The sequence below is a fragment of the Acetobacterium tundrae genome (assembly GCF_008086615.1).
GTDB classification, from domain to species: domain Bacteria; phylum Bacillota; class Clostridia; order Eubacteriales; family Eubacteriaceae; genus Acetobacterium; species Acetobacterium tundrae.
On sequence record NZ_RXYB01000031.1, the window covers coordinates 1 to 23,697 of the forward strand.

The following is a 23,697-nucleotide window of genomic DNA, read 5'->3' on the forward strand; positions in this document are numbered from 1 at the left end:
CCGTTTTATTGGAAGTCATCATCAAATATGCGCTGGGACTACAAATTGGTCACCAGGGACTGTACTTCATTTCAGCCTGCCTGGTATCCATGACCTTTTTCGCAATTGTTCAGTTCTGTATTGTCCATATGGGTGATCTCGGCAAGCTGGCGGCCCTGCTGTTGCTGATTCTGCAGTTAACCTCCTGCGGCGGAACCTTTCCAATGGAAACATTGCCAAAATTTTTCAACGTACTGTACCCTTTTATGCCGATGACCTACTCGGTTAAGGTGTTTAAAGATTCAATCAGCGGGGTTATTACCGATGAATTCTGGAATAGCTTCATTATTCTGATCATCTTTTTCGTTGTATTCTTTGTTGCCACCATTCTATTGTCAATTTTCAAGAAAAGAAAAGCGGATAAAAAAACGATTGTGGTTAGCAACGAGTTAGATTCAGATGAATTGTTTTAAAAACATCGTTTAAACATAAACCAGTTATTAAAAAAATAGAACCTATGGAATGGATACTAAAAAATCTATTCATATAGGTTCTTTTTTTGTCGGAATTGCCAAGTAAATGTAAACTCATGATTGAGAATGGTCCAAGAACTAAGTTTAATAAGAAAGAAATGTTTTACTGGGTGAAATTAAAAATAATTGACATAAATATTTGATGTATTATGTTATAATATTTTTTAAAAACATCAAGAGGAGTTAGAATTTGTCAGAATCATCAATTACGAAAAAAGCCATTGCCAATGGATTGAAAAATCTTCTAAAAATTAAACCATTTGAAAAAATTACGATTTCAGATATCACAAATCAGTGTGGTCTTAATCGCCAGACTTTTTATTATCATTTTCAGGATAAATATGCTCTTGTAAATTGGATATATTATCAGGAGGCGATCATGGTGATCACTCAAGATCTAAGTATTGAAAACTGGGACATAAAAGTTCTGGACCTCTTGACCACCATGAAAGAGGATGCTCTGTTTTATCAGACAACGTTAAAAGACATCTATAGTGATGAATTTAAGAATTACTTATTTTCAGTATCCAAGGGGATTTTCTTGGAATTTATTGAACACTTTATAACGAATTTAGAGATGAAGGATGAGAAAAAGACGTTTATTGCAGAGTTTATTTCTTACGGGATTGTCGGAATGATTAATGATTGGGTGCAGCAGGGCATGAAACAATCACCTGAGGAAATCACACAAAATATAAAGGATATTATTTATGACAGCAGAATGTTAGCAGTTTCAAGATATTTTCAAGAATTAGCCAAGTCAAACGAGGAGACGATTAATGAAAAAAAATGAAATAATTGAAATAAAAATAGATGGGGTTGTTTTTCCAGGCAGTTCATGGGGAATGGCAGACGGAAAAAAAATTATTGTTAAAAATGGTCTTCCCGGGCAACGTGTTTTAGTTAATATTGCCAAAAAAAGAAAAAAGTATGAAGGGCGAATTTTAGAAGTGCTGGAAAAAGCACCAAATGAAATTGAAGCACCCTGTGAAGTTTTTTCCAAATGTGGAGGATGCAGTTATCAAAATCTATCTTATCAAGAACAGTTGAAGCTTAAAGAAAAGTACGTGCTTGATTTGTTAGAAGAGGCAGGGATTGAAGGCTTTCAATATGAGGGGATTGTTCCCAGTCCGGAAGTGTTTAGTTATCGAAACAAGATGGAATATTCTTTTGGAGATAATGAAAAAGATGGTCCATTGATGTTGGGTCTTCATGAACAGGGAAGTTTTTATAACATTGTCAAAACAGATGACTGCCTACTCGTGGATGAAGATTTTAATAAAATTCAAAAAGTTGTGCTTGAGTTTTTCTTAAAAACAGATGAAACGTATTTTCATAAACGAAGTCATCTTGGCTATTTAAGGCATCTTGTTGTTCGAAAAGGAAAACACACAGGTGACATACTGGTTAATCTTGTGACCACCACTCAGGGGACACTTGCGGAAGAGGCGTTTGTTAAAAGTCTGGTAAACGTGCCGTTGAAAGGACAAATTCGAGGGATCCTTTATACTCAAAATGATGGGGTTGCGGATGTGGTAAAGGCAGAAAAAGTAACGGTTCTGTATGGCGATGATAAGATTAAAGACCGGATTTTAGGATTAACTTTTGAAATTACCAGTTTCTCATTCTTTCAAACCAACACGCTTGGAGCCGAAAAACTTTATTCTGTCATTCGGGATTTCGTTGGGCAGGATCAAAATGAAATAATTTATGATTTGTATTGTGGAACCGGAACCATTGCGCAGGTATTGGCTCCGGTTGCTAAAAAAGTAGTGGGAATTGAAATAGTAGCAGAAGCCGTGGAGGCTGCCAAAATTAATGCAAAAAAGAATGGTATGGATAATTGCGAATTTTTTGCAGGGGATGTTCTGACGGAAGTTGAAAAACTGGCATATAAGGCCGATGTGATTATTTTAGATCCACCACGGGATGGCGTTCATCCCAAATCGATTTTTAAAATTTTGGATTTTAAGCCCAATATTTTTATATATGTGTCCTGTAAAGCGACTTCTCTGGCAAGGGATCTGCCGTTTTTTGTGGAAGCCGGTTATGAAGTGAAAAAAGTACAGTGCGTTGATATGTTTCCGCATACCGGGCATGTTGAAACTGTCGTTTTACTATCCCTTAAATAAGGGATTCTTGACGGTTTATTAAGTGGGCAAAGGGCATTTGTCCACCATATGTCCACCGCAGATTTATGTGGTGGACAAAACTGATTTTTCGAATATTTCAACGGCTTTGTTTTCCATGGCTTCTGTGTTATGCGCATAGGTCTGTAGTGTCGTTTTTATATCGCTGTGTCCCAATCGTTCTTGGACGCTTTTGGCATCAGCGCCATTTTCAACTAAGATGGTAGCGTGGGTATGTCTAAGTGAGTGAAAATTGAAATCAATGTGTAACTCATTGTGGATGACACGAGAACAATATTTAAAAGAATCGGTTGAAATAAACTGACCGTTTTCACGAACAGAGATTAAATTGACCACTGGTAAATCACAAGGGATCCCATGTTCGATTTCAATTAACCGGAAAATTGTGTTGCCTTTTTCGTCTAATTCGGGCTTTTTGTAGATGTCTGTGTAATACTCACCATATTCCAACCTGTTTTTTAATTGTGTGGCTTTTAGCTGCTTTAGAGCTTGGTGCAGCGTATCCCCAAATTTTAGTGACCGGATGGAAGATGAGGTTTTGGGGCTGCCAAAGTACCAAGCTGACTTCTCTTCCTTTTTTCCTTTTTTCTTCAGCGCTTGCCTTACATCAACTCCATAATTTCTTTTAACTGTAATTTTATCAACCGTCAAAGTACGTTCTTTTAAGTTGATATCATCCCAGGTCAATGCAAAAACTTCACTGATTCGCAAGCCGGTATGGTACCCGATCAGCAAAGGGATATAAAAGTGTGAATGATTATCAAATCGATTTAAAATTCGGTTGAAATCATTGCTGCTAATAATATGTCGGACTTCATCTTCCTTCTTATCGTATTTGGGGTATTTAACCCTATCACAAGGGTTGAATTGAATGTATTTTAGTGGTTCAACCGCATAATTTAAAGCCCCGGAAAAAGTGCTGATTATCCCAACAACGGTGTTTTTAGCTAGCCCATCAAGTTTTAACTTATTCACATACTCCTGAATAACGGTGACGTTCAGCGATGCCAATCGATAATGGCCAAAAGCTGGTTTTAAATGCTTTTCGATAATACCCAGGTATATTTCTTGCGTTCGGTATTTCAAGCTCATTTTACAATAGGTGTCAAACCACAGATCTAAATAATCAGAAATACTTATCTCTGTTGGCGAAAACTTGAGCCCAGATCTGTTATACTCAGCCAGAGCTTTTGCTCCGGCTTCCAGGCATCCCTTTTTAGTAGAAAAACCACCTTTTGAAATTTGATTTCTTTTACCGTCAATCTTTGCAGCTTCAAAACGATATTCCCATTTTTTTCCTCTTTTTCTTGCATTAAGATCAGCCATTTCGATGTCTCCTTTCAATTTAGGGCATAAAAACACCCATTTAGTTTACAAGATATTTTTTTACACATGAATTAATAAACTCGACAGGCACTCCGTAAAGTTCAGATAATTCATAGGAGTTATATATTTTAGAATCAATCTTGAATCGATGAGTTGGCATTAAAAAACAAGCTGCAAAAGCATTTGCCTGGCATTCATATTTACTTTTAGTATATTTGTCAACGAGATAAACATCGTAGTGATTACATATAATATGGCCTAATTCGTGACTTAAATAAAAACGGGTGAGGGAATCACAAATGTTCGGCACGAACACTGTGGTGTTTAGAATAAAAGAGGCCTTTGATTTATCTGAAATGCAAATATCGTAACCACGATCAATGATGATCTGTTCGATTTGCCAGATTGGGATTGGGAAGGTAGTAAGATTATATTTTTTGTGAAGAAAAATAGATTTCATCCGCTGCGTGGTGTACATAAACAAGCCTCCTTAAAAGAACATATGTTCATTATAACACGATGGGGGAACGGATGTTCTGGGAATGTAGGGTAAATAATTGCTCTGAAGAAAATTAAAAGGGAACCTGGGATAGGTCCCCAAGAAAAAATAAATATCATTGAAGAAATGCTTCAATGATATTTATTAATTCTAATCTTTATAATAGTCTACTCTTCCAGCCGATTCAGCTTTCACTGCATTTTGAAAGATGTTCGTTTCTGGTCTCCATCCATTCAAAGAGTATCTCGCTTTTTCGTTTGCTCCTATCATGGTATAATCGGATTGATTATACATGCAGCCTAACAGTTGATTATTTGCATCAAAAAGACCAGCAACAACCACATTAAATTCAGTAGTTTTACTTGATGGGTTCTCAACAATGCAAACAACTCGGGAGCTATAATCATCTTCACCAAGTTCGATTGCAGCATTACTTGTATTTAGAATGCCAACCATATCTTTGTCCACAGCTGCTTTTGTATTGATTATGACATTTAAGTTTGATGGTTCATCAAGTGTATTTATTTTGTAATGTGAAGCGTATGTTTGATCATATGCAAATCCTCGTTGACCAGGCATGATAATCGCAGGTGCGTATTCAACCATATATTCCGGGGACGTACCAAGAACAATGCCATTTGCATCAGTAAGACTAAAATTGATATCAGTGATCTTTACTGGTGTATTTGTATTATTGACAAACGAGCAAAAGAGCATCGCTTCAATTGAACCATCATACGAATTTTCGTATGTTTTAAACCCTTTTTGATCAACATTTACTCCGTAAGATAAAAAAGAGTTTGCTGTTGTGCCAGGTGCATCGGCCCCTTTTGGAACAATCTGAATTTTAATCGCTTCTAGGCGATAACTGTATCCGGCAGTCCCGGCACTTTCGCCATTTTTAGCCCAGCCCATCCAGCCAATGTTTTGAGCATGGACCTGGTAATAGATATCAAACTTATCAGCATCAGCACCTGTGAGCTTGATTTGGATAGCTTCAAGGCGTTTGGATTCTCCTTGTGTTCCACTCATCACTCCGTTGCTTTTCCAGCCTCTGCCAGTATCAGCTTCCCAGCCAATATCTTGAATATGCGTCTGATAGGATACGCCGAGATCATAACCTTGCGCATCAAGGTTAATTTTAATGCCCTCTAACCGCAGACTTTTGCCAGATGTACCACTATCCTGACCATTACTTTTTAACCCAATGCCAGCATCGACTTCCCATCCGATGTTTTCAATCTGGGTTTGATAGTTTACTCCTGGATTACTTGTTGCTGAGACGCTTGAGGGTACCACACCAATAACCAGAAATAGAGCTATCATTAAAACAAAACATTTTTGAATACTATTTCTCACAAACTCAACCTCCCTCTCATTTTTTCTCTCTATATAAAAATAAAAGCAGACTAAATAAGCCCGCTCTTAAATGTCACCTTTTTTCTTTCGCTGTTCATCATTATACGCTGCAAAATTCAAAGCTTCATCAATAACCTCATCTGAGAAGTCCATAAATTTAGCAACTTTTTTCTTTTTCTTTTCCAGTTTTTCTTTGTATTCTTCCATGATCGCCAGCTTTTGCTCATCGTCGACGTTTTCATATTGATAAAACATGGAAGTGCCGTTGGAATATTCGTTCACAAATGCATGCCATTGGGATTCTACGTCTTGTACATAAAGTAGATCCCTCTCCAAGTCTCGAGCAGGAGTTGGGTCATCAGTGTTGCCCAAAAGATAGTCAGATGATACATTAAAATATTTTGCTATTTTTTCTCGGTTTTTATTATTTGGAAGTCGCTTATCTATTTCGTACATTCCAACGGTGCCGACAGAGAGATTTAAAATATCAGCAAGTTCTTGTTGCGTCATTCCTTTTGATTCACGTAACACTTTAAGTCGTTGGCCAAACATTATTACATCACTCCTTTTTGTCAACTAGTTTACAAATTTTATCACATAAAGTTATAAAATTAAAGACTCGTGATAAATGTTATAAATGTTATAAAAGCGCTTGACATTTTATAACAAGAGGTTATAATTAATTTGTAACTTGAAGTTATAAATTACGAGTGAAATGAGGTGGTGATATGAACGCAATTGAACAGTTCCGTACAAATAAAAAGATAACACAAGAAAAGATGGCCACAGATTTAAGTGTTTCTCAAAGTGCTGTAGCGCAGTGGGAGTCAGGAAAAAGAGTTCCTCCGTTGAAAAAAGCTAAAGAAATTGCCGATTATTTTGACACAACTATTGAAATAATTTTTTTTGATGAAGAATATAACACTATGTTAGAAAAATGTAAAGCCAGTTAGGAGGTGAAAAGAAAATGCATCACTACATAACAAAATATTGGGAAGACGGCATTCATTATGCGGTTGCATGGATACAAATTGATTTTTTCAACTGGAATTTCTGCTTATGGAAAAGAAAAATTGAGTTATAGATAGAAGCCGCTAATTGCGATAGCGGCTATGGACTTATTTCTTTTTCCACTTGTTGCCTTTTTCAGACGTAGGTGGAAGTCTATCGCCTGGATCAATTGTTGCCTTGTGTGGATTTTTAACTTGTCCACCACGTGGTCCAACTTCACCGTATTTACCAGGTGGTTGATTGTCGGTACCAGGTTTAATTAAATCATCTGACATAATGTTTCTCCCCTCAAATTTATTTCAGTTGTGCAACTGATAATTTGATTATAGGTGTATGAACAAAAAGAAACAAGAGTAAAAATCAAAAGCCAGTTAGGAGGTTTAAATGATGTCTGAAAAAGACAGAAGAATTAAATTAATCGCTGATGTTCTATCACTTATAGGAATGATTTTAGCAATTATTGCGCTTGTCATTAATGCTTATTGAGTGGGTTGATTGGGACTAAATTATTTGGAAGTGGATTTAAAATAATGATATTTGAAAAGGATCTTCCTGGTGTAATAAGTCTTATTTCACAAGATGTTTGTTTTTCAATAATTGAATCAACGTGAAAAATTGCATAACCTTCAATTTTTCCATTCGAGGCGATACGAGTATTGTCAAGTATGTTTTCGGTTCTTATATTGAAAAGAATATATTGATCGGATGAGTCATTAGTCAGTAATGTGATTCCATTTTTATTACGGTAGTCTTGAACATCAATACGACCAGCTCTGTATGTTTTTGAATTCATGGTTAATTCAATACCACTAATAGAGACATCAGTATTTGAATTGTTTTCAATAAGCAAATAACTCATTGCGATTTTATATTCACTATACCAGTTAAATCCAAAACAATAATTATCATCTGCAAAAGCTATTTTGAGCTTAACAACTGTTTTCCAGTAGATATGTAAAGAAAGAGAAATGCTAGTAATTGATAGTACTAACGCCATAATGGCAATCCAATTATCAAAAAAATATTTCATCAATTCTCCTAAGAAGTTATTTCAACGATATATCGATAAAACTATTATAGGAGAAGCAATAACCAGACGCAAGAGTAAAATAAAAAGTCATTAAGGAGGTGAAAAGGATGGAAAATGAAAAAACTGATTACGAATTATATCCGACTGAATTAAAAATAGTATCAGCACTTGGATTTGATGGACCTGTCTATACACAGGATGGGAAAATGTTTTCCAGTGGTCCGAAGGTAACCTTAACCTTAAATATCAATTATGAACTTTGTGAAAAAGATGAAGTGGCTAAAGCAGTCAAGAGAGCTTGTCAGAAACTTCAAGAATACTTTGACTGATCGTTTTAAGTGCATCTAGTTCTGTATTGTCTTCATTGTCAAATCTAAGCAAGCTTTGACGGTATGTTAAATCAATCGGATAACTTTCTTTATAAATGCGGTCAAGTGTTTTATAACAAATTGAAACTTTAAAGAGTTTGTTTTCATAATTTCTAAAGTCAAAATGTGTTTTAAAAGATTGGCCGGGAGCAAAAAAAATGTCTTTATGATCTGTTAGCAGTGGAATGCTTTGGTTGATTTTAGATTTTTCAGCCAATAAGGGAGGATCAAAAATAACAGATAAAAGAACACCGCTCGTTTTCCCGAAATTTTTAAGCACAATACTTTGGTAATCATCAGGGCGTTCTCGATCAATATATAAAACAATGTAAGCACGATTTGATTCTTCAACGATATTTCGATTCTGTTGGAGTGTCGCGAAAGAAATTGCTAGTGCTATAAAGGCAACGAGTAAACTTATGGCATCAAAATTTTGCAAGAATTATTTCCTCCTCGAAATATGATATTTCATTATATCAGAGATAAGGAAAAATAAAAAGTAAGTTAGGAGGTGAAAAGGATGGAAGATAAACTCTACACGGTTACGGATGCCGCAAAAATCCTTGGATGTAGCAAACCCATTGTCTATGAACTGATTAATAAAGGATTGCTTAGAGCCTTAAAGTTGGGGCATCTAAAGATTCGAAAAATTACTCTTGAAGATTTCATGGTTAATTATGACGGAATGGATTTAACAGATATGAACAATATTAAACCATACTTGCCTGAAAATCAGGTGGCCAGTTAGGAGGTAAAGATATGGGGGAGAAGAAAAAAAGAATGTAAAGAATTGAGCGTGGATCACGTTGCATGTTGAAGGGGATTGGGAGAATTCATTATCTATAATTTAATTCTATACGAAAGGATCAGGAAAGAACATGAAAGAATCTTGCAAAAGTATCTATAGAATCTGTAGAGATCGTACCGGATTAACTCAGGAAGAAGCTGCTCCAAAACTTGGAATCTCAGTTCGGGCACTGGGAAACTACGAAGCTTTTTCATTGGAGGTTGGGAAAAACATGCCACCAGAGGATATCGTTTTAACTATGGCAAAACTATACAGTACACCATGGTTACCGTTAATTCATCTAAAAGAAAATACCTTAATTGGCAGGGCAATATTTCCAGATGTGGAGTTAACAGATCTTCCACTGGCATTTTTAAAGTTTCAAGCAGAAATAGGTGATATACAGCCGTTAGAAAGTGATATGAGGAAAGTTATCCTAGATAATCATATCGATGAACAGGAGATAGAAACATCAGAAATTTTCATAAAAGAGTTGATGGAGGGCATTGTGTCCGGGTGGAGTTTGATTTTCTCTGCAATAGAAAAAAGACCGTTGCTCGAACAACGATCTCAAACTTTTACCCTGGTCAGGTAAAGATCTTTTTATAAATTTTAGCATAAAAAAATGCGTTTGTACAGTGGGGAAAGGGCGGGATGAAGAAAAATAATACACAAGATGAGCGAATCAAGCATTCCAGAATATTGGAACTGCAGGAAAAGGAGTCAACTCGGCAAAAGGGCGATACCAAGTATCAAACAATGATTAATAAATTTAGAAAAGGGATTGGGCTTAAGCCTCAGTATCCCGAAAATATGGAGGAAAATTATGAACCTGAATGAAATTGCTGGCGGTGGCCTGCAGGAGTTATTTTCGCATGAAATGGATAAGGTATTGAAAAATATCAAAGACCCTAATACTGATCCAAAGGCAGCACGAAAAATTAACATCCAGCTGACAATCAAAGCGGATGAGCAGCGAATGGTAGGAAATGTGGATATTAAGGTTAGCCACACCTCAGCACCGATCCGTGGCCTGGCAACCAATATCCTAATGGAAAAAGACGGGAACAGCGTCACGGTTGAGGAAATCAGCGAGCGGTTACCAGGGCAGGTAGAGATAGCAAATATTATAAATATTGAAGGAGTAAGATAATGGATTTGACAAGAGAATTTATTGAAAAAATTGAGGAAATGGCAGAAGTTGAATTGATAGATGTTGGCGGGGTTCAATACTCGTCAAAGGAATTATCGCGAATTGATCCACCTAAACCATTTTATATCAAGACAAAGACCCTAACATCGATAGTTGACTTTATTGGTGCCAATATTGATGAATTGGATATTGGCAAGATGATCATCCATGTTGTTGATCATCGGACGGTGCTAGTTATGTCTGCATTGGATTCGATATGTCGGGACCGTGAGTACTTTATTCAAGCGCAGGCAGAGCCGCCAGAAATTAGATTGAATAATTTTACAGACCGTGAATCTTTTAATATCATGCTGCAGTCTCGATTTGCGGATGTCGCTGACAGATCCGATGTTTTAAGAAGCATCGGTAAAATGCGATACGAAAATGAGGTCAAGATGGAAGATGATGGTATTACTCAAACAGTTGCTTCGAAAGCTGGGGTTGCACTTGTGCGAGAAGACCAGATCCCCAACCCTGTTAGGCTTGCCCCGTTTCGGACATTTTCGGAGATCGAACAGCCGATCAGTCCTTTTATTTTGAGAGTCGATGATAAGTGCAATGTTGGCCTGTTTGAAGCCGATGGCGGTGCATGGAAAAACAAAGCCATGCAATCAATCAAGGATTATCTTGAGTTTGAACTGGGGGAAGAATACACGATCATTGCGTAAAATATTTACCGGTTGGGCTTTACACTCAACCGGAATTTAATCTAGTTTGGAGGAAGAATAATGAATTATACAACTCAAAAAATAATCGAAATATTAGAGAAAAAGGGTTTTACTGTTGAAGAACCAGAAGGCAATGGTGTGCTGCACTGTACTGCGCCGGGATATAAAGAAATTAGAATGAAATTGGATGGAGAACGGCATTTTTTTAAAGTTATGACAAAGTATACCACTAAACTGCGAAAGGCACTGGAATGGGCCGGAGTGGACAAATTGGAGGATGTGGCGTGAACTATAGTTTTGATACTCAAATAGCGGAGGAGCTGGGTGTAAATGCTGCTATTGTCATTAATAATCTGCAGTTTTGGATCAAGAAGAACGAAGCCAATGGCAAACATTTTCATGATGATCGTTGCTGGACTTATAACAGTATGAAAGCTTGGAAGGAGCTCTTTCCATTCTGGACAGAAAGGCAAATAAGGAAGATATTAGAAGATTTGGTTGAAAAAGGAATTATCATAAAAGGCAATTTTAATGAAATGAAATATGATCGAACATTGTGGTATGCATTTTCCAATTATGGCATATCCATTTTACATATTTGTCAAATGAAATTGACAGATTTGTCAAATCGAAGTGACAGGAATGTCAAACCAATACCAGATATAAACACAGATATAAACACAGATGTAAACACAGATAGAGAGAGTGGCTCCTCTGAACTATCGGAATCAACTGAAATTGCAATTATTGAAGAATGTGAAGTAAAAGCAACCGAAGTAATTAAGACCGGGAAGACTGATCTTAACGATGTGGTTGCAGAATTTAATCAAACAGTCGCGAGATTACCAAAAGTTACGGCCCTGACACCAAAGAGACAAAGAGATATAAAGGCAAGGATCAGTGAACATGGCAGGGAAGCGGTAAGCGTTTGTTTTTTCAAGACAGGCAAAAGTGATTTTCTCTGTGGGGTAAATGATCGAGGATGGCAAGCCAATTTTGACTGGATATTAAAGCCGGAGAATTTTATAAAGATCCTTGAGGGAAATTATGATAACAAGGTGTCAATTCCGAAGAACCTACAGGGAGCATTGAGCAATTTGCAGACACAAAAACAAGTGACAGAAGGAGGAAGTATTTTTGACGAACGTTGAAACGGCTAAGATACTGGCTACGATAGCTGCAGTATATCAAAACTTTGATGTGAATGAGTTCAAGCAAAACATATGGGCTGAGTTGCTTAAAGACACCGATTATCGTCATGCAGTCAAAGCTTTGACAGGATTGCTTAAAAGCCTTAAATTTGCTCCGACACCTGCAGATATTATTGAATTGTCGAAGGTGGAAAAATTGTTGGAATTTGAAGTGAAGGAGGAAAAGAAAATTGAATCTGAACGAAACAAACCGCTTCTTGCTTGAAATGCAGGGAGTATATCCCAGAATAAATGTCAGAGATGCCACGATCCAGACTTGGCAGGAAATCTTGGAAAACCCAAGTTATGAAACTTGTCATAAAGCATATATCAAATATTTGAAATCAGGAGAAGCTAGGGAGCCAAAGCCAGGGGATATCTTATCAATTTCTTTGAGCATGTATAAGGCGATTGTGATTAATGAGGTTGAATGTGAAATATGTCATGGACGTGGAATGCTGATGCTGATTGATAAAAATGGGCATGAAAGCGTTGGCCGGTGTACTTGTGAAAATGGTAAGAAGTATCCGGTTTTTCCAATTGTGAAGTTAGATTTTTATCACTTTAATGATATGGGCAGGGTTGAGGTAATGAATGCATGAGGTGGATGGTTGATCTATTTAATTTCAGATGTGAGCAAATATGAGTTACCGTTGGCCACTGCTGGCAGCTTGAATGAATTGGCAGAAATATGCAAAGTGGATCAGGCTAATGTATGCAGAATAATAAGAGAGCAGCGAACAACAAAGGCATTCAACGGTATCCCGGCTAAGATTTATAAATTTCAGGAGGAAGCATAAATGGATGAATATTTAAAAACGTTAATCACCGAATACGGTGAAGCAACCGTCAAAAATGGATTGATACGGTTGTTGGAGGATGTCAAAGAGGATGAATCAAAATGAATTGGATTTGTGAAGGATGTGAGTATATAGTATCAACGCCTTATATTTGCATATGGGGGTGTCCTAAAGATGAAGGTCGAAAAAATGATCGTCGCTCACAGGCAGGATATAATACAACTGACATAAATGATAACAGATGATTGCAAAAAACGACAAGTTATAATTTGTGATAAATAAAGGTGGCGTTGAATGACAAAGTTTGAAACGATTAAAAATTTCAACCAAGATGAGCTGATTGAATTAATTTACCAGGCACCTTGTGAGTGTTGTTAATTTGCAACTGATGGGACTTGTGATGCGCTCGGAGATTCAACAATGAGATGTGAGGATGGGATTAAATTATGGTTGGGTAGAAAAGCAGACTGAAATGGAAATATTCAAAAGGATCTACAACTACAGACCTTTAAGTCGTAATCGGAAAGAAGGCTTCGAGGTAGAAAGTGACCAGTTCATTGGGTTGAGATACATTATCAAGGGTGATAGCCTGGTCATTACTTCAGCCAAAAATGGAGCCTTTGCGGTGGATATTGAAAAAGGGAAGCTGCTGGCTCAAGAAATAATAGAAATGGTGGAGCAATATGAAAAGTAAAAGATTTGGGAAAATAGAAATATTATATCGGGATGGTACCAGTGATTCATTTTATGCAAGTGTAGGGTTGTGTAAAAAAATTGGGGAAGAAATGCTAAAAGGCGATTGCCTGATTCATGTCCAATGTCAAAACCGAAAAGGCATTGATTTTTTCTCAGCGGATGTAAATAAATTATCTATGGTTATTGATATGCAATTGATGAGATGTATTAGATCATCGCCATTTTTCAATAGATTACCTGAGCTTTTAGACCGGATCTCTGCCAATGGCTGCCGGATACCTAGAAAAATTGATCCGAAAGAATATAAATGGTGAGTTAATGAATGTAATAATAGCTACTGTCACTTCTCTGGTTGTCTCATATATTTATAGTAAATGGTTTATGAAAAACCTAGAGAAGTGGACAGATGACTTTTTCAGAAAAGAATTTGAAAGAATAAAAGCAATTCTCAAAGACAAATAGAGCAAAATGCTTTCCCATAGTTTGTAAGAGTTATTAACCCTTTTTCAATTTCAGGGCTTATAATTGTAACTTTTCCGACTGAAGTATTATCGTTAGATACAGGTGTTGAGTTTTGTTTAACTGGTTCTTTTATCGTATTTTGTTCTTCTATTTCGGACAAAATATTTTCATATTCTTTGAACTCTTTAAACTTTAAATACAGGTCCTCATCGTGTAACCAATTTAGAAAAGTTATATCAACTAACCCTAACCTATTTAAATTGCTAAGCGAAATGCCTATATTTGATTGGAGATGTTCATTTGCATTACCTAGAAATAAATATGCATAAACTTGAATTAGACTTCCAGTTGAAGTGCTCTTCATCAAATTACAAATTGCATTATGATGTGGATCATCTTCGTCAGAAATCAGAACTAAATTTTCCGCATCTAAAGGACTCATTTGTTTGATTATCTCAACAAAAGAAATATGCAAAATATCATTTTTAGATTTATCCATTGAAGCAGCGATTAATTTGGCAAACATATTTCGAAGTTCTTTATCTTCGATGTAATACTTGGAAGCTTCGAGAGCAGGACCTAAGATACTCAATTTTGGTTCTTGGATATTTGCGGGTTTGATTTTAACAACTTCTTTAACGATCGAAGTCTGGTATTCTTCAAGATTTATTTTCATTTGGATTGCTTTTTTTTCTGCATATTCTGCCGATTTATATCCAAAAATTGCAAACCATAAATCATTTAATGTTTGAATCGGTCCTTTAAATGCACCGGTGGCGGCGGCTCCTCCAACCGCTGAAAGAATCATTGGCGCAAAAGAAGACAAAAGAGACATATCCATATAAACAACTCCTTTTCAAACTTGTTGTTTCAATCATACCACAAAGAAAGAAGGTGATGCCACTGGAAAATAAACAAAATTTAATCGAATTATTAGAATATGTCGCCCCATCGGCATTGGAATACCAGGATTGGGTCAATGTCTGGTGGAGCGGTTGCAGGATATGTGTATCAGCGATGGTATGCAGAAGCATATAGAGAATAATGAAAAATAGACGCAAAAAAAGGAGCTTTCGCCCCAAATTGCTCATGAAATTATTTTAACATGGGGGGAAGCGGATGTCAAAGGTTAAGAGTATAACGGCAATGATCAATATAGAAACGACGTGTAAGGATAATCTGATTCGGAGAAAAGGGAGATTAATGAGCCAGCTTGCTCCAGATGGTATTAAGACAAGTAATTTGGGGGATGATCTGGATGCTTCATGTATTCACGGTAACCGGTCAAGAGCTTTTGAAGATATTCTTCCGGAGGTCATGGAGTTGCAGCAACAAATTAATGAACACAACCGGGAGATTGATGTTCTCGTTAAATTGAAAAACCAGATTCTTGAGCAGATAAGTAGTATTGATAATGTGAATACAAAGGTCAAATATCTGAGGGATCAGGTTGGTTACAGTTTGCAGGAGATTGCGTTAGTGCTGGATTATAGCTATGGGTATGTAAGAAATATATCAAAAAAATTAGGGAGTGACAGCGAAAAATGACAAAACATGTGACAGCAATTTTTTAAAAACCATGATATTATCTAAAGTGAAGAAAAAGGTAAAGGATTAAGCAGCCGAAGAAGGTTGCTTTTTATTTTTTGATTGATAAATATTAGTTATTCAGATAATATTGTTCCTGAGGTGATTAATATTGAAAAAAATTGATGATGAACAAGAAAAGTTTAACTATTCTAAATCTATAAAACGAAACAGAGAATATTACAATAAAAAGAATCATTCAATTGAAGAATTAGAAAATAAAAGCATAGAACTAACTGGAAAAATTAATTCGCTTAATGTGGAATTATGTGAATTGAATGAAGATTTGACTTTCCAATTTACGATTTTTGGAGTATTCGTATCTGCTGTGGTCGGTTATTTAATAAGCTCACTATTATCTTATGCTTTCAATCAAAATTCGACTTCTTCGGCTGATTTAATAATAAGTGGAGTTGTGGGAATAAGTGTCGGAGTACTCATTGGTTTTTGTTTATTACCTTTTTTAAAAAAAAGGGCAAGTTCTTCAATAAAGATTAAGAAATTACGTGACGAGATTCAGGAATACCAGATCGAACAAAAAATTATTGAAATTAAAATTTCAAGAGTTTCTAGAAATCAAGGAGGTCGAAAAATGAAGTGAGAAAACAACCATCTAAACCAATCAAGAGAACCCAGGACGTTCTTGATATGCAAGATTATTTAAAAGCGGCATCCAACAGAACGGTTGAGGGCAGACGTAATTACATTTTATTTTTAATTGGTATCACAACCGGCTATCGTGCCGGTGATTTAGTTGGCCTAAAGGTCAGGGATGCCAGGGAAGCTATCCAGCATGGTTATTTTACAATCAATGAGGGGAAGAAATTCAACTCAAAGAATATCAGAAAGAAAAACCGGAAACCCCGGCAGGCTGAGATTCTTCCCAAGGTGGCCAAGGAGTTGAAATGTTATATCACGGATAAGCGGGATTATGAATTTCTTTTTCCATCCCGGAAGGGTGGAGCCATTGGCGTTCAGGCAATCAGTAATATTTTGAAAGATGCTGCAGCTTACTTTGGGATCAAAGGGATCACGGCGCACAGCATGCGTAAAACCTACGCTTATAAGATTTATATGGACAGCGATAAGGATGTTGTGGCAGTGAAAGAACTGCTGGGACATTCCAGTATTGAAGAGACAAAACTATATTTAGGACTGGATCAAGAGAAGTATCACGAGTACACAAAGGCATTAGCTGACTTTGTACGGTGAGCTTTTTTTATTTTTTTGTACTTGAATGTTTAAAAAATGAGTGGGTGAACATTGAAGATCTGAATTTCTTATACTCTAGTAAGTAGAGAGATGAAAAACTGAATGTGTGATTCTCTAAGGAAATTAAACATTCAAACAGAAAAGCCCGAACGATAAGAGTGCAAACAACAAATAATGTTCGGATTTTTATTTGAGTAATTGAGGTAAATAATGGCAGGCATATTTGCAAAGCAGATCTATAACTCTAAACGTTGGATCACTAAAAGAGAATATATCTTTTCAAAGACCTTTGGTATCTGTGAAAGATGTGGAAGACCAGGTGAAGAAGTACATCATAAGATTTATCTGACGCCTGAGAATATTCATGATCCTGGAATAGTTTATGGTGAGGATAACCTTGAGCTGCTATGCCGGGACTGTCACTTCGATGAACATCGAAAGACTAATCCATTATCAAATAACTTTAAGAAAAGGGTGGGGATTACGAATAACGGCATGTACTTTGATGATGAGGGGAATCCTCAGCCGGTTAAGTGTTGGTTAGTCTGTGGTGCTCCAGCATCTGGGAAGACAGCGTTTGTACTGGGTTGTATGGATCAAGGTGATCTTATCGTTGACTTCAACCAGATTGGTCAGGCCTTGAGTCTGTGTGGTAAGGATGAAGTGCCAGACAATCTTATTGAGACTGTTGCCGGCGTTATTGATTATCTATATCGCTTAATCATTGATGGCAAGGTCGATGCAAGAAACATTTGGATCATTGCATCATTGCCAAAGGATAAAGAGCGTGAATTAATTGCTGAACGATTGAATGCATTTGTCATTTCAATTGATACTGATATTGAATCATGTATAGCAAACATAATGAATGATAATGAGTGCACTGATAAAAAATTAAAAGTGGAAATTCTGAAAAATTATTTTAGAAATCGCAAAGCATAGGCCCCCCTAAAAAAATATGGGGTGGGCCATCAGGAGACCGTCGGAGTGGAACCTCTTTGTTCCTCCGTGCGAAAATTTCAAAAAAGGAGGGGGGCTAAAATGTGACCATATCCGAACAATTAGAAAAAGAAAAGAAGATCAGGGCAGAGAAAAACCGAATTACCAAGATCTATAAAAACAACAATCTGGATAAGGATATTATCAAAGTTCTGGAAGGGCTTGTTTCTGATGCTGCTTTTATGCGAGTGGCTATTGAGGAAATGAAAACTGAATTGATCAAAAAAGGGTTATTGGAGACTTTCAAAAATGGTTCCCAAGAATTTATGAGAGAAAAGCCGGAATCAAAATTATTCCTGAATTTCATGAAGCAATATTCGAATACCATGAAGCAGCTCATTGATCTCATGCCGGTTCAGGTAAAAGAGGAAGAACAGGATCAACTACTACAGTTCTTTCAATCCGGTAAGGAAGCGATTAAAAAATGAGTCGGGCATTATTCATTGAAGAATATTATGATGCCATCATGTCCGGTGATATTGTGGCTTGCTATCGGATTAAACAAGTTTATGAAAAGCTGATGCATAATCTTAAGCACCAAGGGTTATTCGTTTTTGATGAAGATCTGGCTAATCGCCCGATTGAATTTATTGAGACATTTTGTAAGCAGTCCCAAGGCGTATTGGGTGAGCCATTAAAGTTGATGCTTTTTCAAAAAGCTAAATACCAGGCGATTTATGGGTTTGTTGATAAAGATACCATGTTCAGAAAATACCGGGAAGTATTGGACATTCGTGGACGGAAGAATGGCAAGACAACCGAACTTGCAGCCACAAGCATAGAAATGACGGTGGCTGATGGCGAAAGTGGAGCAGAGAATTATTTCATTGCTACTAAACAGGAACAATCGTCAAAGGGGTTTAATGAAGCTTGGAACATGATTAAGCAGGATCGGTCATTGACTAAACATATCAGAAAACGAAAATCGGACTTATTCTTTGATGCCAACTTCTCTTTTATTAAAGCTTTGGCCAGTAATGTAAATGGATTGGATGGCTTGAACTCACATTGCGTTATTATTGATGAGTTAGCAGCGATCAAAAATCGGGATCTCTATGATTTGATGATACAATCAACGTCTTCTCGTGATCAGCCGCTTTTAACCTGTATTTCGACCAATGGTTTTGTGCGTGAGTGTATTTTTGACAGCCAGTACGAGTATGCCTGCAAAGTACTGGATGGCAAGGTGATTGATGAGACATTCTTGCCATTCATCTATGAGCTGGATGACCGGGACGAATGGGATAAAGAAGAATGCTGGATTAAAGCAAACCCGGGGCTTGGTGTTATTAAGAAAATCGAAGTCCTTCGTGGTTTTGTGAATAAGGCGAAAGAAGATCCGGCATTTAAAGCGACGGTCATGGTTAAAGATTTTTGTGCGACAGAAAACGCGGCAACCGCCTGGCTTCGATGGGAGGAACTTTATAACCCTGAAAAATTCGATACTAAAGAAATGGGTTTCCGGTATGGTATTGGCAGTTTTGACCTTGCCGAAACAACAGACCTTGCAGCAGCAAAAGTTGTCTGCAAAAGAAAGGATGATGATAAAGATTATTATCTGTCCATGTATTGGCTTCCAGAAGAAAATTTAAACAACAAAGAATTACTGGATCAGGTGCCATATTTATTATGGGAAAAGCAAGGCTTGTTGAGAGTTTGCCCTGGCAATCGGATTAATCCCTACGCTATTTTAGAATGGTTTATTGAAGTTCAGGATGAGTATGACATTTATATCCCTTGGATTGGTTACGATCCTTGGCATGTGGATGCCAGTTTACTTATGGCTTTTCAAAATTACTTTGGGAAAAATGCAATGATTTCAGTTCGGCAGGGAACATATACCTTATCCATGCCCATGAAGGATCTCAAGGCAGAACTTAAAGCCAATCAGTCAGTTTATAATGATAATCCCATTGATAAATGGTGCCTTAAAAATCTGGAAGTCAAAGTGGATATCAATGGAAACATCCAGCCGGTCAAGGGCGTGTCGGTCACTCAAAAGATTGATGGAGCTGTGGCCATGATTATTGTTAAAGTCATTTTAAAAGACAAAATGGCTGAGTATTTAAATATGATTTAGAAAGAGGTGGTTGCGTGTTTGAAAAGATAAGAAATATTTTTAATAAGAGCCCCACTGTTTCGAGGATGGAAATGATAACCGAACAGGGAAATGGTTTCTTTGCCTGGAATGGCAACCTGTATCATTCCGATTTGGTGAGATCGTGTATCCGGCCAAAGGCTAAGGCAATCGGAAAACTGACTGCCAAACACGTCCGGCAAACCGGATCGGACTTCCAAGTGAATCCGGAAGTTTATATGCGCTTCTTGTTGGAAGAACCAAACCCATATATGACTGGGCAGATGCTACAGGAAAAGCTGGCAACCCAGCTGCAACTTAATAATAATGCTTTTGCATATATCGCCAGAGATGCCAATGAAATGCCGGTGGCTATTTACCCGATACCGGTAACGACAGTGGAAGCGGTTTATAATTCTTCCGGAGATTTGTTTTTAAGATGCTATTTGCTCAATGGCAAATTGTGTACCTTTCCCTATGTGGATGTGATCCACCTCCGTCAGGATTTCAATACCAATGATATTTTTGGTGAAAGTCCTCAGAAAGCACTGGAGCCCCTGATGGAGATTGTGAACACGACTGATCAGGGGATTATTAAGGCAATTAAAAACAGTGCGGTGATAAAGTGGCTGCTTAAATTCAACACAACCTTAAGGATTGAAGATATTAAAAAAGAGACTGATAATTTTACGAATACTTTTTTAAGTATCGAAAACTCTGGTGGAGCGGCAGCAACTGATGCCAAAATGGATGCCATTCAGGTTACCCCGCATGATTACATACCCAATGCGCTACAGATGGATAAAACCACTCAGCGTATTTTTTCATTTTTTGGCACCAATGAGAAGATCATTCAGAGTCGGTATAACGAGGATGAATGGAATGCTTATTATGAAGCTGAGATTGAGCCATATGCATTGCAGTCCTCCGGAGAATACACAAGAAAATTATTCAGCCGGAAACAGCGAGGCTTTGGTAATTCGATTATGTTTGAATCCTCAAATTTGCAGTATGCCAGTATGAGCACCAAGCTGGCACTGTATCAGGTAGTGGATCGGGGCGCCATGACACCAAATGAATGGCGTAAGATTTTAGGAAACTTAACACCGGTTCCTGATGGAGATGAAGCCATTAGACGACTTGATACACAGCCGGTTAAAAATATCTAGACGAATGGAGATGAGTAAATGTCTGTTGAAATTGAAGTAAGAGGGGCAATTGTTCCGGATGGTGATAAGTGGATCTATGATTATTTTGAGCAACCCTGCACAACTGCAGCGGATGTCAGAAATAAAATCCGGTCAGCCAATGGTGATGTACTGGAAGTTTCTGTGAATAGCCCTGGTGGTGATATTTTTGTTGCATCAGAGATTTATACCGTATTGAAAAATTACAACAACGTCAAAATCAAAGTGACGGGTTTGGCTGCCAGTGCTGCATCAGTCATAGCCATGGCCGGTTACTGTGAAATGAGCCCCACAGCTCAAATGATGGTTCATAATGTTTGGACTTGTCAGAGTGGGGATTATCGGGATATGGATTCAGCCAGTGAGAGTCTAAAGAAAGCAAATCAGACCATTGCCAATGCTTATTGCATCAAATCAGGGATGAGCGTGCAAGCAGCATTAAAATTAATGGATGATACCACATGGATGACAGCCCAGGATGCCAAGGCATTGGGACTTGTTGATAAAGTATTATTTGAAGAGGTTGATGTGGATGGATCATTTCAAAGCCGATTCTATCACAATGCAGAAGTTAATAATTTCCTGAAAGAAAACGCAAAGGTCATGTACGCAGCGATCCCCCGGTTAAGCCCCAGTGTGATTGCAAAAATGCGGGAGTCCCGGGAGAATGCTCCGGAGAAAAATGAAAAATCAGAAAATGAACTAAAAGCCCTTGTTGATCAGAATCTTGAATCAGCAAAGGCTTATTTTAATTATTTAAAACTGAAAGGGAATGTGAAAAATGACTAAAGAACAGTATTTAAAAATGAGAAATGAATTGTTGGCAGAGGTGGATGGGTTGATTAATAGCGGTGAGGTGGAAAGTGCCAATGTAAAAATGGCAGAGGTTACAGCTCTGGATAACAAGTTTGAAGTAGAGCGAACCGCCCAGGCAAATGCTGCAGCTTTAAGAGGGGCTCCGGTGGTAGATATTTCATCGCCACGGAATATGGTTTCTGCATTTGTGCCAAGAACAACTGATACACTTATTGCGTCATTCGCTGAAACTACAACCGAAGTAGAGCTACATGAACGAGCCTTTTACAATTACATGGTAAACCGGCCATCGACTACCGAAGAAAAAGCGGTGTTCGACAAGATCAATACCGAGTATCGTAATACTGTGCAAACTGCTACAGAACTTCAGGTTGTTATCCCGGAAACCGTAACAGCTAGAATCTGGCAGGAAATTGCGGATAATCACCCTGTTTTGAAGGATATTTTACCAACAAAGGTCCCCGGAGACCTTACGATGATCAAAGATGCTGATAGCACTGCAGATGCGGAATGGACAGATGAAGCGACGTCAGTTGAAGGTGATGAGGTAGAATTTGGAACGGTTAATTTAACAGGTTGCGAACTTCCGAAAGCAGTTGAGGTATCTTGGAAACTTAAAAAAATGTCGATGGTAGATTTTATTCCCTACATTTCCCGAAAAATTGCTGAAAAAATGGGGAATGCCATTGCTAAATCTGTATTTACCGGGAAAGGAAAGCCAGGCGCCACCGATACTTTTAAAGCTCAACCTAAAGGTGTTGTAACAGCTCTGAATGCAGAAGCAGGAACACCACAGGTTGTTACTTTTTCTACCGCCGATCCACTGTCATACAAAAAGATTACATCAGCTTTAGCAAAAATTAAAAGTGGGTATCTGGGAAGTGGCGGAGCCATTTACGCAGACAATGACACGATCTGGAATGAGTTGGCCAACGTTTTAAACGAAATGGGTAATCCTTATTTTGTACCAGATCCAACCGGTGCTGGTGTTGGCAGAATGTTTGGATTGCCGGTAAAAGAAGAAACTGCAGCGGCAGGAAATATTCTAATTGGTAATTATGGCAAAGGTTATGCTATGAACGTAAATGAGGATATTACCCTATATCAGGAAGACAATATTACGAAAAGAACTACCCTTTACATGAGCTATTCTATTATTGATGGTGACGTGATGACAAACAAGGCTTTTGCTTTAATCAAAAAGGTATAGAAGGGTTTGGGGGCAATGCCCCCTTTTAACAGGTGAATACAATGGTTGAAGCAATTAGAAATGCCCTGAGAATTAAAAACACAGTCTTTGACGGAGAAATAACCGATCTGATCAATGCCTGTAAGCTGGATCTTTCCATTTCTGGCATCAGGATCATAGACGATACCGATCCGCTTATCAAACAGGCAGTTAAAACTTACGTCAAAGCCAATTTTGGTTTAGATAACAAAGACGGTGAAAAATACATGGAAAGCTATGAAGCCATTAAACGGCATCTGGCATTGTGTGGTGATTATAATGTAGAACCGGTAGTTATACCGGAAGAGGGTGTGTAAATGTGGATAAGTATCTGTTATTTGGGGATTGAAGCTGATGCAGAAAACGCCATTGGTGAAAAGTATGAAGCTGTTTCCTTTGATGATTATGTCTTCTGTGATAAGAAATCCATCCATATGACTGAATTTTACCAGGCAGCGACTACAGATTATAAGCCATCCATCACCCTGACTTTAAAACAGGCTGATTATGCAGGACAGCGGTATATCCAGTTTGAAGGTGA

The 23,697-nt window shown here is 37.6% G+C and carries 36 protein-coding genes; 28 read left to right on the top strand and 8 right to left on the bottom strand.

Annotated features, from left to right (window positions below; genetic code table 11):
* The 3 genes from FZC40_RS15775 to rlmD form a co-directional block, all read left to right on the top strand.
* The coding region (locus tag FZC40_RS15775; protein ID WP_207706742.1) for a YhgE/Pip family protein at positions 1 to 452 on the top strand (452 nt) is incomplete at its 5' end.
* A gap of 250 nt (positions 453 to 702) precedes the next feature.
* A complete protein-coding gene (locus tag FZC40_RS15780; protein WP_148606093.1) occupies positions 703 to 1,305 on the top strand; it encodes a TetR/AcrR family transcriptional regulator C-terminal domain-containing protein in 603 nt (200 codons plus the stop codon).
* Positions 1,292 to 2,644, top strand: a complete 1,353-nt coding sequence (gene rlmD, locus FZC40_RS15785) for a 23S rRNA (uracil(1939)-C(5))-methyltransferase RlmD (RefSeq protein ID WP_148606095.1) — start codon at positions 1,292 to 1,294, stop codon at positions 2,642 to 2,644. Before FZC40_RS15780 ends, rlmD begins: the two co-directional genes overlap by 14 nt.
* Positions 2,645 to 2,707: 63 nt before the next feature.
* Here rlmD and FZC40_RS15790 read toward each other — a convergent pair whose 3' ends face one another.
* From FZC40_RS15790 to FZC40_RS15805, 4 genes are all read right to left on the bottom strand, one after another.
* Entirely contained in the window at positions 2,708 to 3,988 is a 1,281-nt protein-coding gene (locus FZC40_RS15790) for a site-specific integrase (protein ID WP_148606097.1), read from the bottom strand.
* A gap of 40 nt (positions 3,989 to 4,028) precedes the next feature.
* The gene (locus FZC40_RS15795) at positions 4,029 to 4,466 is read right to left on the bottom strand and encodes an ImmA/IrrE family metallo-endopeptidase (RefSeq protein ID WP_148606099.1); all 438 of its coding nucleotides are present in this window, start codon (positions 4,464 to 4,466) and stop codon (positions 4,029 to 4,031) included.
* 171 nt (positions 4,467 to 4,637) lie between these two features.
* The gene (locus tag FZC40_RS15800; protein ID WP_243135848.1) at positions 4,638 to 5,846 is read right to left on the bottom strand and encodes a hypothetical protein; all 1,209 of its coding nucleotides are present in this window, start codon (positions 5,844 to 5,846) and stop codon (positions 4,638 to 4,640) included.
* 66 nt (positions 5,847 to 5,912) lie between these two features.
* A complete protein-coding gene (locus FZC40_RS15805; RefSeq protein WP_148606101.1) occupies positions 5,913 to 6,398 on the bottom strand; it encodes a helix-turn-helix domain-containing protein in 486 nt (161 codons plus the stop codon).
* Between the two features lie 176 nt (positions 6,399 to 6,574).
* Here FZC40_RS15805 and FZC40_RS15810 point away from each other — a divergent pair, with 176 nt between their 5' ends.
* The gene (locus tag FZC40_RS15810; protein ID WP_148606103.1) at positions 6,575 to 6,799 is read left to right on the top strand and encodes a helix-turn-helix transcriptional regulator; all 225 of its coding nucleotides are present in this window, start codon (positions 6,575 to 6,577) and stop codon (positions 6,797 to 6,799) included.
* Positions 6,800 to 6,964: 165 nt separating this feature from the next.
* On the opposite strand, the gene FZC40_RS15815 is transcribed toward FZC40_RS15810, so the two are convergent.
* Both FZC40_RS15815 and FZC40_RS15820 read right to left on the bottom strand, forming a co-directional pair.
* On the bottom strand, positions 6,965 to 7,132 hold the full coding sequence (locus FZC40_RS15815) for a YjzC family protein (RefSeq protein WP_148606105.1): 168 nt from the start codon (positions 7,130 to 7,132) through the stop codon (positions 6,965 to 6,967).
* A gap of 197 nt (positions 7,133 to 7,329) precedes the next feature.
* Positions 7,330 to 7,887, bottom strand: a complete 558-nt coding sequence (locus tag FZC40_RS15820; protein ID WP_148606107.1) for a hypothetical protein — start codon at positions 7,885 to 7,887, stop codon at positions 7,330 to 7,332.
* A 107-nt stretch (positions 7,888 to 7,994) separates the two neighbouring features.
* On the opposite strand from FZC40_RS15820, the gene FZC40_RS15825 reads away from it, so the two are divergent.
* Complete coding sequence (locus FZC40_RS15825) at positions 7,995 to 8,216, top strand: hypothetical protein (RefSeq protein WP_148606109.1); 222 nt, start codon at positions 7,995 to 7,997, stop codon at positions 8,214 to 8,216.
* Here FZC40_RS15825 and FZC40_RS15830 read toward each other — a convergent pair.
* Entirely contained in the window at positions 8,176 to 8,694 is a 519-nt protein-coding gene (locus FZC40_RS15830; RefSeq protein ID WP_148606111.1) for a hypothetical protein, read from the bottom strand. The genes FZC40_RS15825 and FZC40_RS15830 overlap by 41 nt on opposite strands.
* An 81-nt stretch (positions 8,695 to 8,775) precedes the next feature.
* Here FZC40_RS15830 and FZC40_RS15835 point away from each other — a divergent pair, with 81 nt between their 5' ends.
* The 12 genes from FZC40_RS15835 (at position 8,776) to FZC40_RS15890 (ending at position 13,902) form a co-directional block, all read left to right on the top strand.
* Entirely contained in the window at positions 8,776 to 9,003 is a 228-nt protein-coding gene (locus FZC40_RS15835) for a helix-turn-helix domain-containing protein (protein ID WP_148606114.1), read from the top strand.
* Between the two features lie 130 nt (positions 9,004 to 9,133).
* Entirely contained in the window at positions 9,134 to 9,637 is a 504-nt protein-coding gene (locus FZC40_RS15840) for a helix-turn-helix domain-containing protein (protein WP_148606116.1), read from the top strand.
* Positions 9,638 to 9,696: 59 nt separating this feature from the next.
* Entirely contained in the window at positions 9,697 to 9,882 is a 186-nt protein-coding gene (locus tag FZC40_RS15845) for a hypothetical protein (protein ID WP_148606118.1), read from the top strand.
* Positions 9,869 to 10,195, top strand: a complete 327-nt coding sequence (locus FZC40_RS15850) for a hypothetical protein (RefSeq protein ID WP_148606120.1) — start codon at positions 9,869 to 9,871, stop codon at positions 10,193 to 10,195. The genes FZC40_RS15845 and FZC40_RS15850 overlap by 14 nt, the downstream gene beginning before the upstream one ends.
* On the top strand, positions 10,195 to 10,902 hold the full coding sequence (locus FZC40_RS15855) for a hypothetical protein (protein WP_148606123.1): 708 nt from the start codon (positions 10,195 to 10,197) through the stop codon (positions 10,900 to 10,902). The genes FZC40_RS15850 and FZC40_RS15855 overlap by 1 nt, the downstream gene beginning before the upstream one ends.
* 60 nt (positions 10,903 to 10,962) lie before the next feature.
* Complete coding sequence (locus tag FZC40_RS15860; RefSeq protein ID WP_148606125.1) at positions 10,963 to 11,190, top strand: hypothetical protein; 228 nt, start codon at positions 10,963 to 10,965, stop codon at positions 11,188 to 11,190.
* Positions 11,187 to 12,053, top strand: a complete 867-nt coding sequence (locus FZC40_RS15865) for a hypothetical protein (RefSeq protein ID WP_148606127.1) — start codon at positions 11,187 to 11,189, stop codon at positions 12,051 to 12,053. Before FZC40_RS15860 ends, FZC40_RS15865 begins: the two co-directional genes overlap by 4 nt.
* Positions 12,040 to 12,318, top strand: coding sequence for a replicative helicase loader/inhibitor (locus FZC40_RS15870; RefSeq protein WP_148606129.1), 279 nt, complete (start codon positions 12,040 to 12,042; stop codon positions 12,316 to 12,318). The genes FZC40_RS15865 and FZC40_RS15870 overlap by 14 nt, the downstream gene beginning before the upstream one ends.
* The gene (locus tag FZC40_RS15875) at positions 12,284 to 12,694 is read left to right on the top strand and encodes a replicative helicase loader/inhibitor (protein WP_148606131.1); all 411 of its coding nucleotides are present in this window, start codon (positions 12,284 to 12,286) and stop codon (positions 12,692 to 12,694) included. Before FZC40_RS15870 ends, FZC40_RS15875 begins: the two co-directional genes overlap by 35 nt.
* Before the next feature lie 9 nt (positions 12,695 to 12,703).
* Positions 12,704 to 12,892 carry a hypothetical protein gene (locus tag FZC40_RS15880; protein ID WP_148606133.1) on the top strand — a complete coding sequence of 63 codons (189 nt, stop codon included), beginning with the start codon at positions 12,704 to 12,706 and terminating at the stop codon, positions 12,890 to 12,892.
* Positions 12,893 to 13,325: 433 nt separating this feature from the next.
* Positions 13,326 to 13,586: a hypothetical protein gene (locus FZC40_RS15885; protein ID WP_148606135.1), complete on the top strand. Its 261-nt coding sequence runs from the start codon at positions 13,326 to 13,328 to the stop codon at positions 13,584 to 13,586.
* Positions 13,576 to 13,902, top strand: coding sequence for a hypothetical protein (locus tag FZC40_RS15890; RefSeq protein ID WP_148606138.1), 327 nt, complete (start codon positions 13,576 to 13,578; stop codon positions 13,900 to 13,902). The genes FZC40_RS15885 and FZC40_RS15890 overlap by 11 nt, the downstream gene beginning before the upstream one ends.
* Before the next feature lie 134 nt (positions 13,903 to 14,036).
* Here FZC40_RS15890 and FZC40_RS15895 read toward each other — a convergent pair whose 3' ends face one another.
* Positions 14,037 to 14,891 (bottom strand): DUF4393 domain-containing protein, encoded by an 855-nt coding sequence (locus FZC40_RS15895; protein ID WP_148606140.1) that lies wholly within the window; start codon positions 14,889 to 14,891, stop codon positions 14,037 to 14,039.
* A gap of 278 nt (positions 14,892 to 15,169) precedes the next feature.
* Between FZC40_RS15895 and FZC40_RS15900 the strand changes: the two genes are divergently transcribed.
* The 11 genes from FZC40_RS15900 to FZC40_RS15950 all read left to right on the top strand — a co-directional run.
* Positions 15,170 to 15,598 (top strand): hypothetical protein, encoded by a 429-nt coding sequence (locus FZC40_RS15900; protein WP_243135849.1) that lies wholly within the window; start codon positions 15,170 to 15,172, stop codon positions 15,596 to 15,598.
* Positions 15,599 to 15,749: 151 nt separating this feature from the next.
* On the top strand, positions 15,750 to 16,238 hold the full coding sequence (locus tag FZC40_RS15905) for a hypothetical protein (RefSeq protein WP_148606142.1): 489 nt from the start codon (positions 15,750 to 15,752) through the stop codon (positions 16,236 to 16,238).
* A complete protein-coding gene (locus tag FZC40_RS15910) occupies positions 16,235 to 16,849 on the top strand; it encodes a tyrosine-type recombinase/integrase (protein WP_148606144.1) in 615 nt (204 codons plus the stop codon). Before FZC40_RS15905 ends, FZC40_RS15910 begins: the two co-directional genes overlap by 4 nt.
* A gap of 210 nt (positions 16,850 to 17,059) precedes the next feature.
* Positions 17,060 to 17,791 (top strand): HNH endonuclease, encoded by a 732-nt coding sequence (locus tag FZC40_RS15915; RefSeq protein WP_148606146.1) that lies wholly within the window; start codon positions 17,060 to 17,062, stop codon positions 17,789 to 17,791.
* 101 nt (positions 17,792 to 17,892) lie between these two features.
* Positions 17,893 to 18,276 carry a hypothetical protein gene (locus FZC40_RS15920; protein WP_148606149.1) on the top strand — a complete coding sequence of 128 codons (384 nt, stop codon included), beginning with the start codon at positions 17,893 to 17,895 and terminating at the stop codon, positions 18,274 to 18,276.
* Complete coding sequence (locus tag FZC40_RS15925) at positions 18,273 to 19,928, top strand: terminase large subunit (RefSeq protein WP_148606151.1); 1,656 nt, start codon at positions 18,273 to 18,275, stop codon at positions 19,926 to 19,928. The genes FZC40_RS15920 and FZC40_RS15925 overlap by 4 nt, the downstream gene beginning before the upstream one ends.
* A gap of 71 nt (positions 19,929 to 19,999) precedes the next feature.
* A complete protein-coding gene (locus FZC40_RS15930) occupies positions 20,000 to 21,094 on the top strand; it encodes a phage portal protein (protein WP_420534745.1) in 1,095 nt (364 codons plus the stop codon).
* A gap of 18 nt (positions 21,095 to 21,112) precedes the next feature.
* Positions 21,113 to 21,901: a head maturation protease, ClpP-related gene (locus tag FZC40_RS15935; protein ID WP_148606155.1), complete on the top strand. Its 789-nt coding sequence runs from the start codon at positions 21,113 to 21,115 to the stop codon at positions 21,899 to 21,901.
* Positions 21,894 to 23,138, top strand: coding sequence for a phage major capsid protein (locus FZC40_RS15940; RefSeq protein WP_148606158.1), 1,245 nt, complete (start codon positions 21,894 to 21,896; stop codon positions 23,136 to 23,138). Before FZC40_RS15935 ends, FZC40_RS15940 begins: the two co-directional genes overlap by 8 nt.
* 41 nt (positions 23,139 to 23,179) lie before the next feature.
* Complete coding sequence (locus FZC40_RS15945; protein ID WP_148606160.1) at positions 23,180 to 23,473, top strand: head-tail connector protein; 294 nt, start codon at positions 23,180 to 23,182, stop codon at positions 23,471 to 23,473.
* Positions 23,474 to 23,697 (top strand): hypothetical protein (locus tag FZC40_RS15950; RefSeq protein ID WP_148606162.1); only part of this gene is annotated, 224 nt, incomplete at its 3' end. It lies immediately after the preceding gene.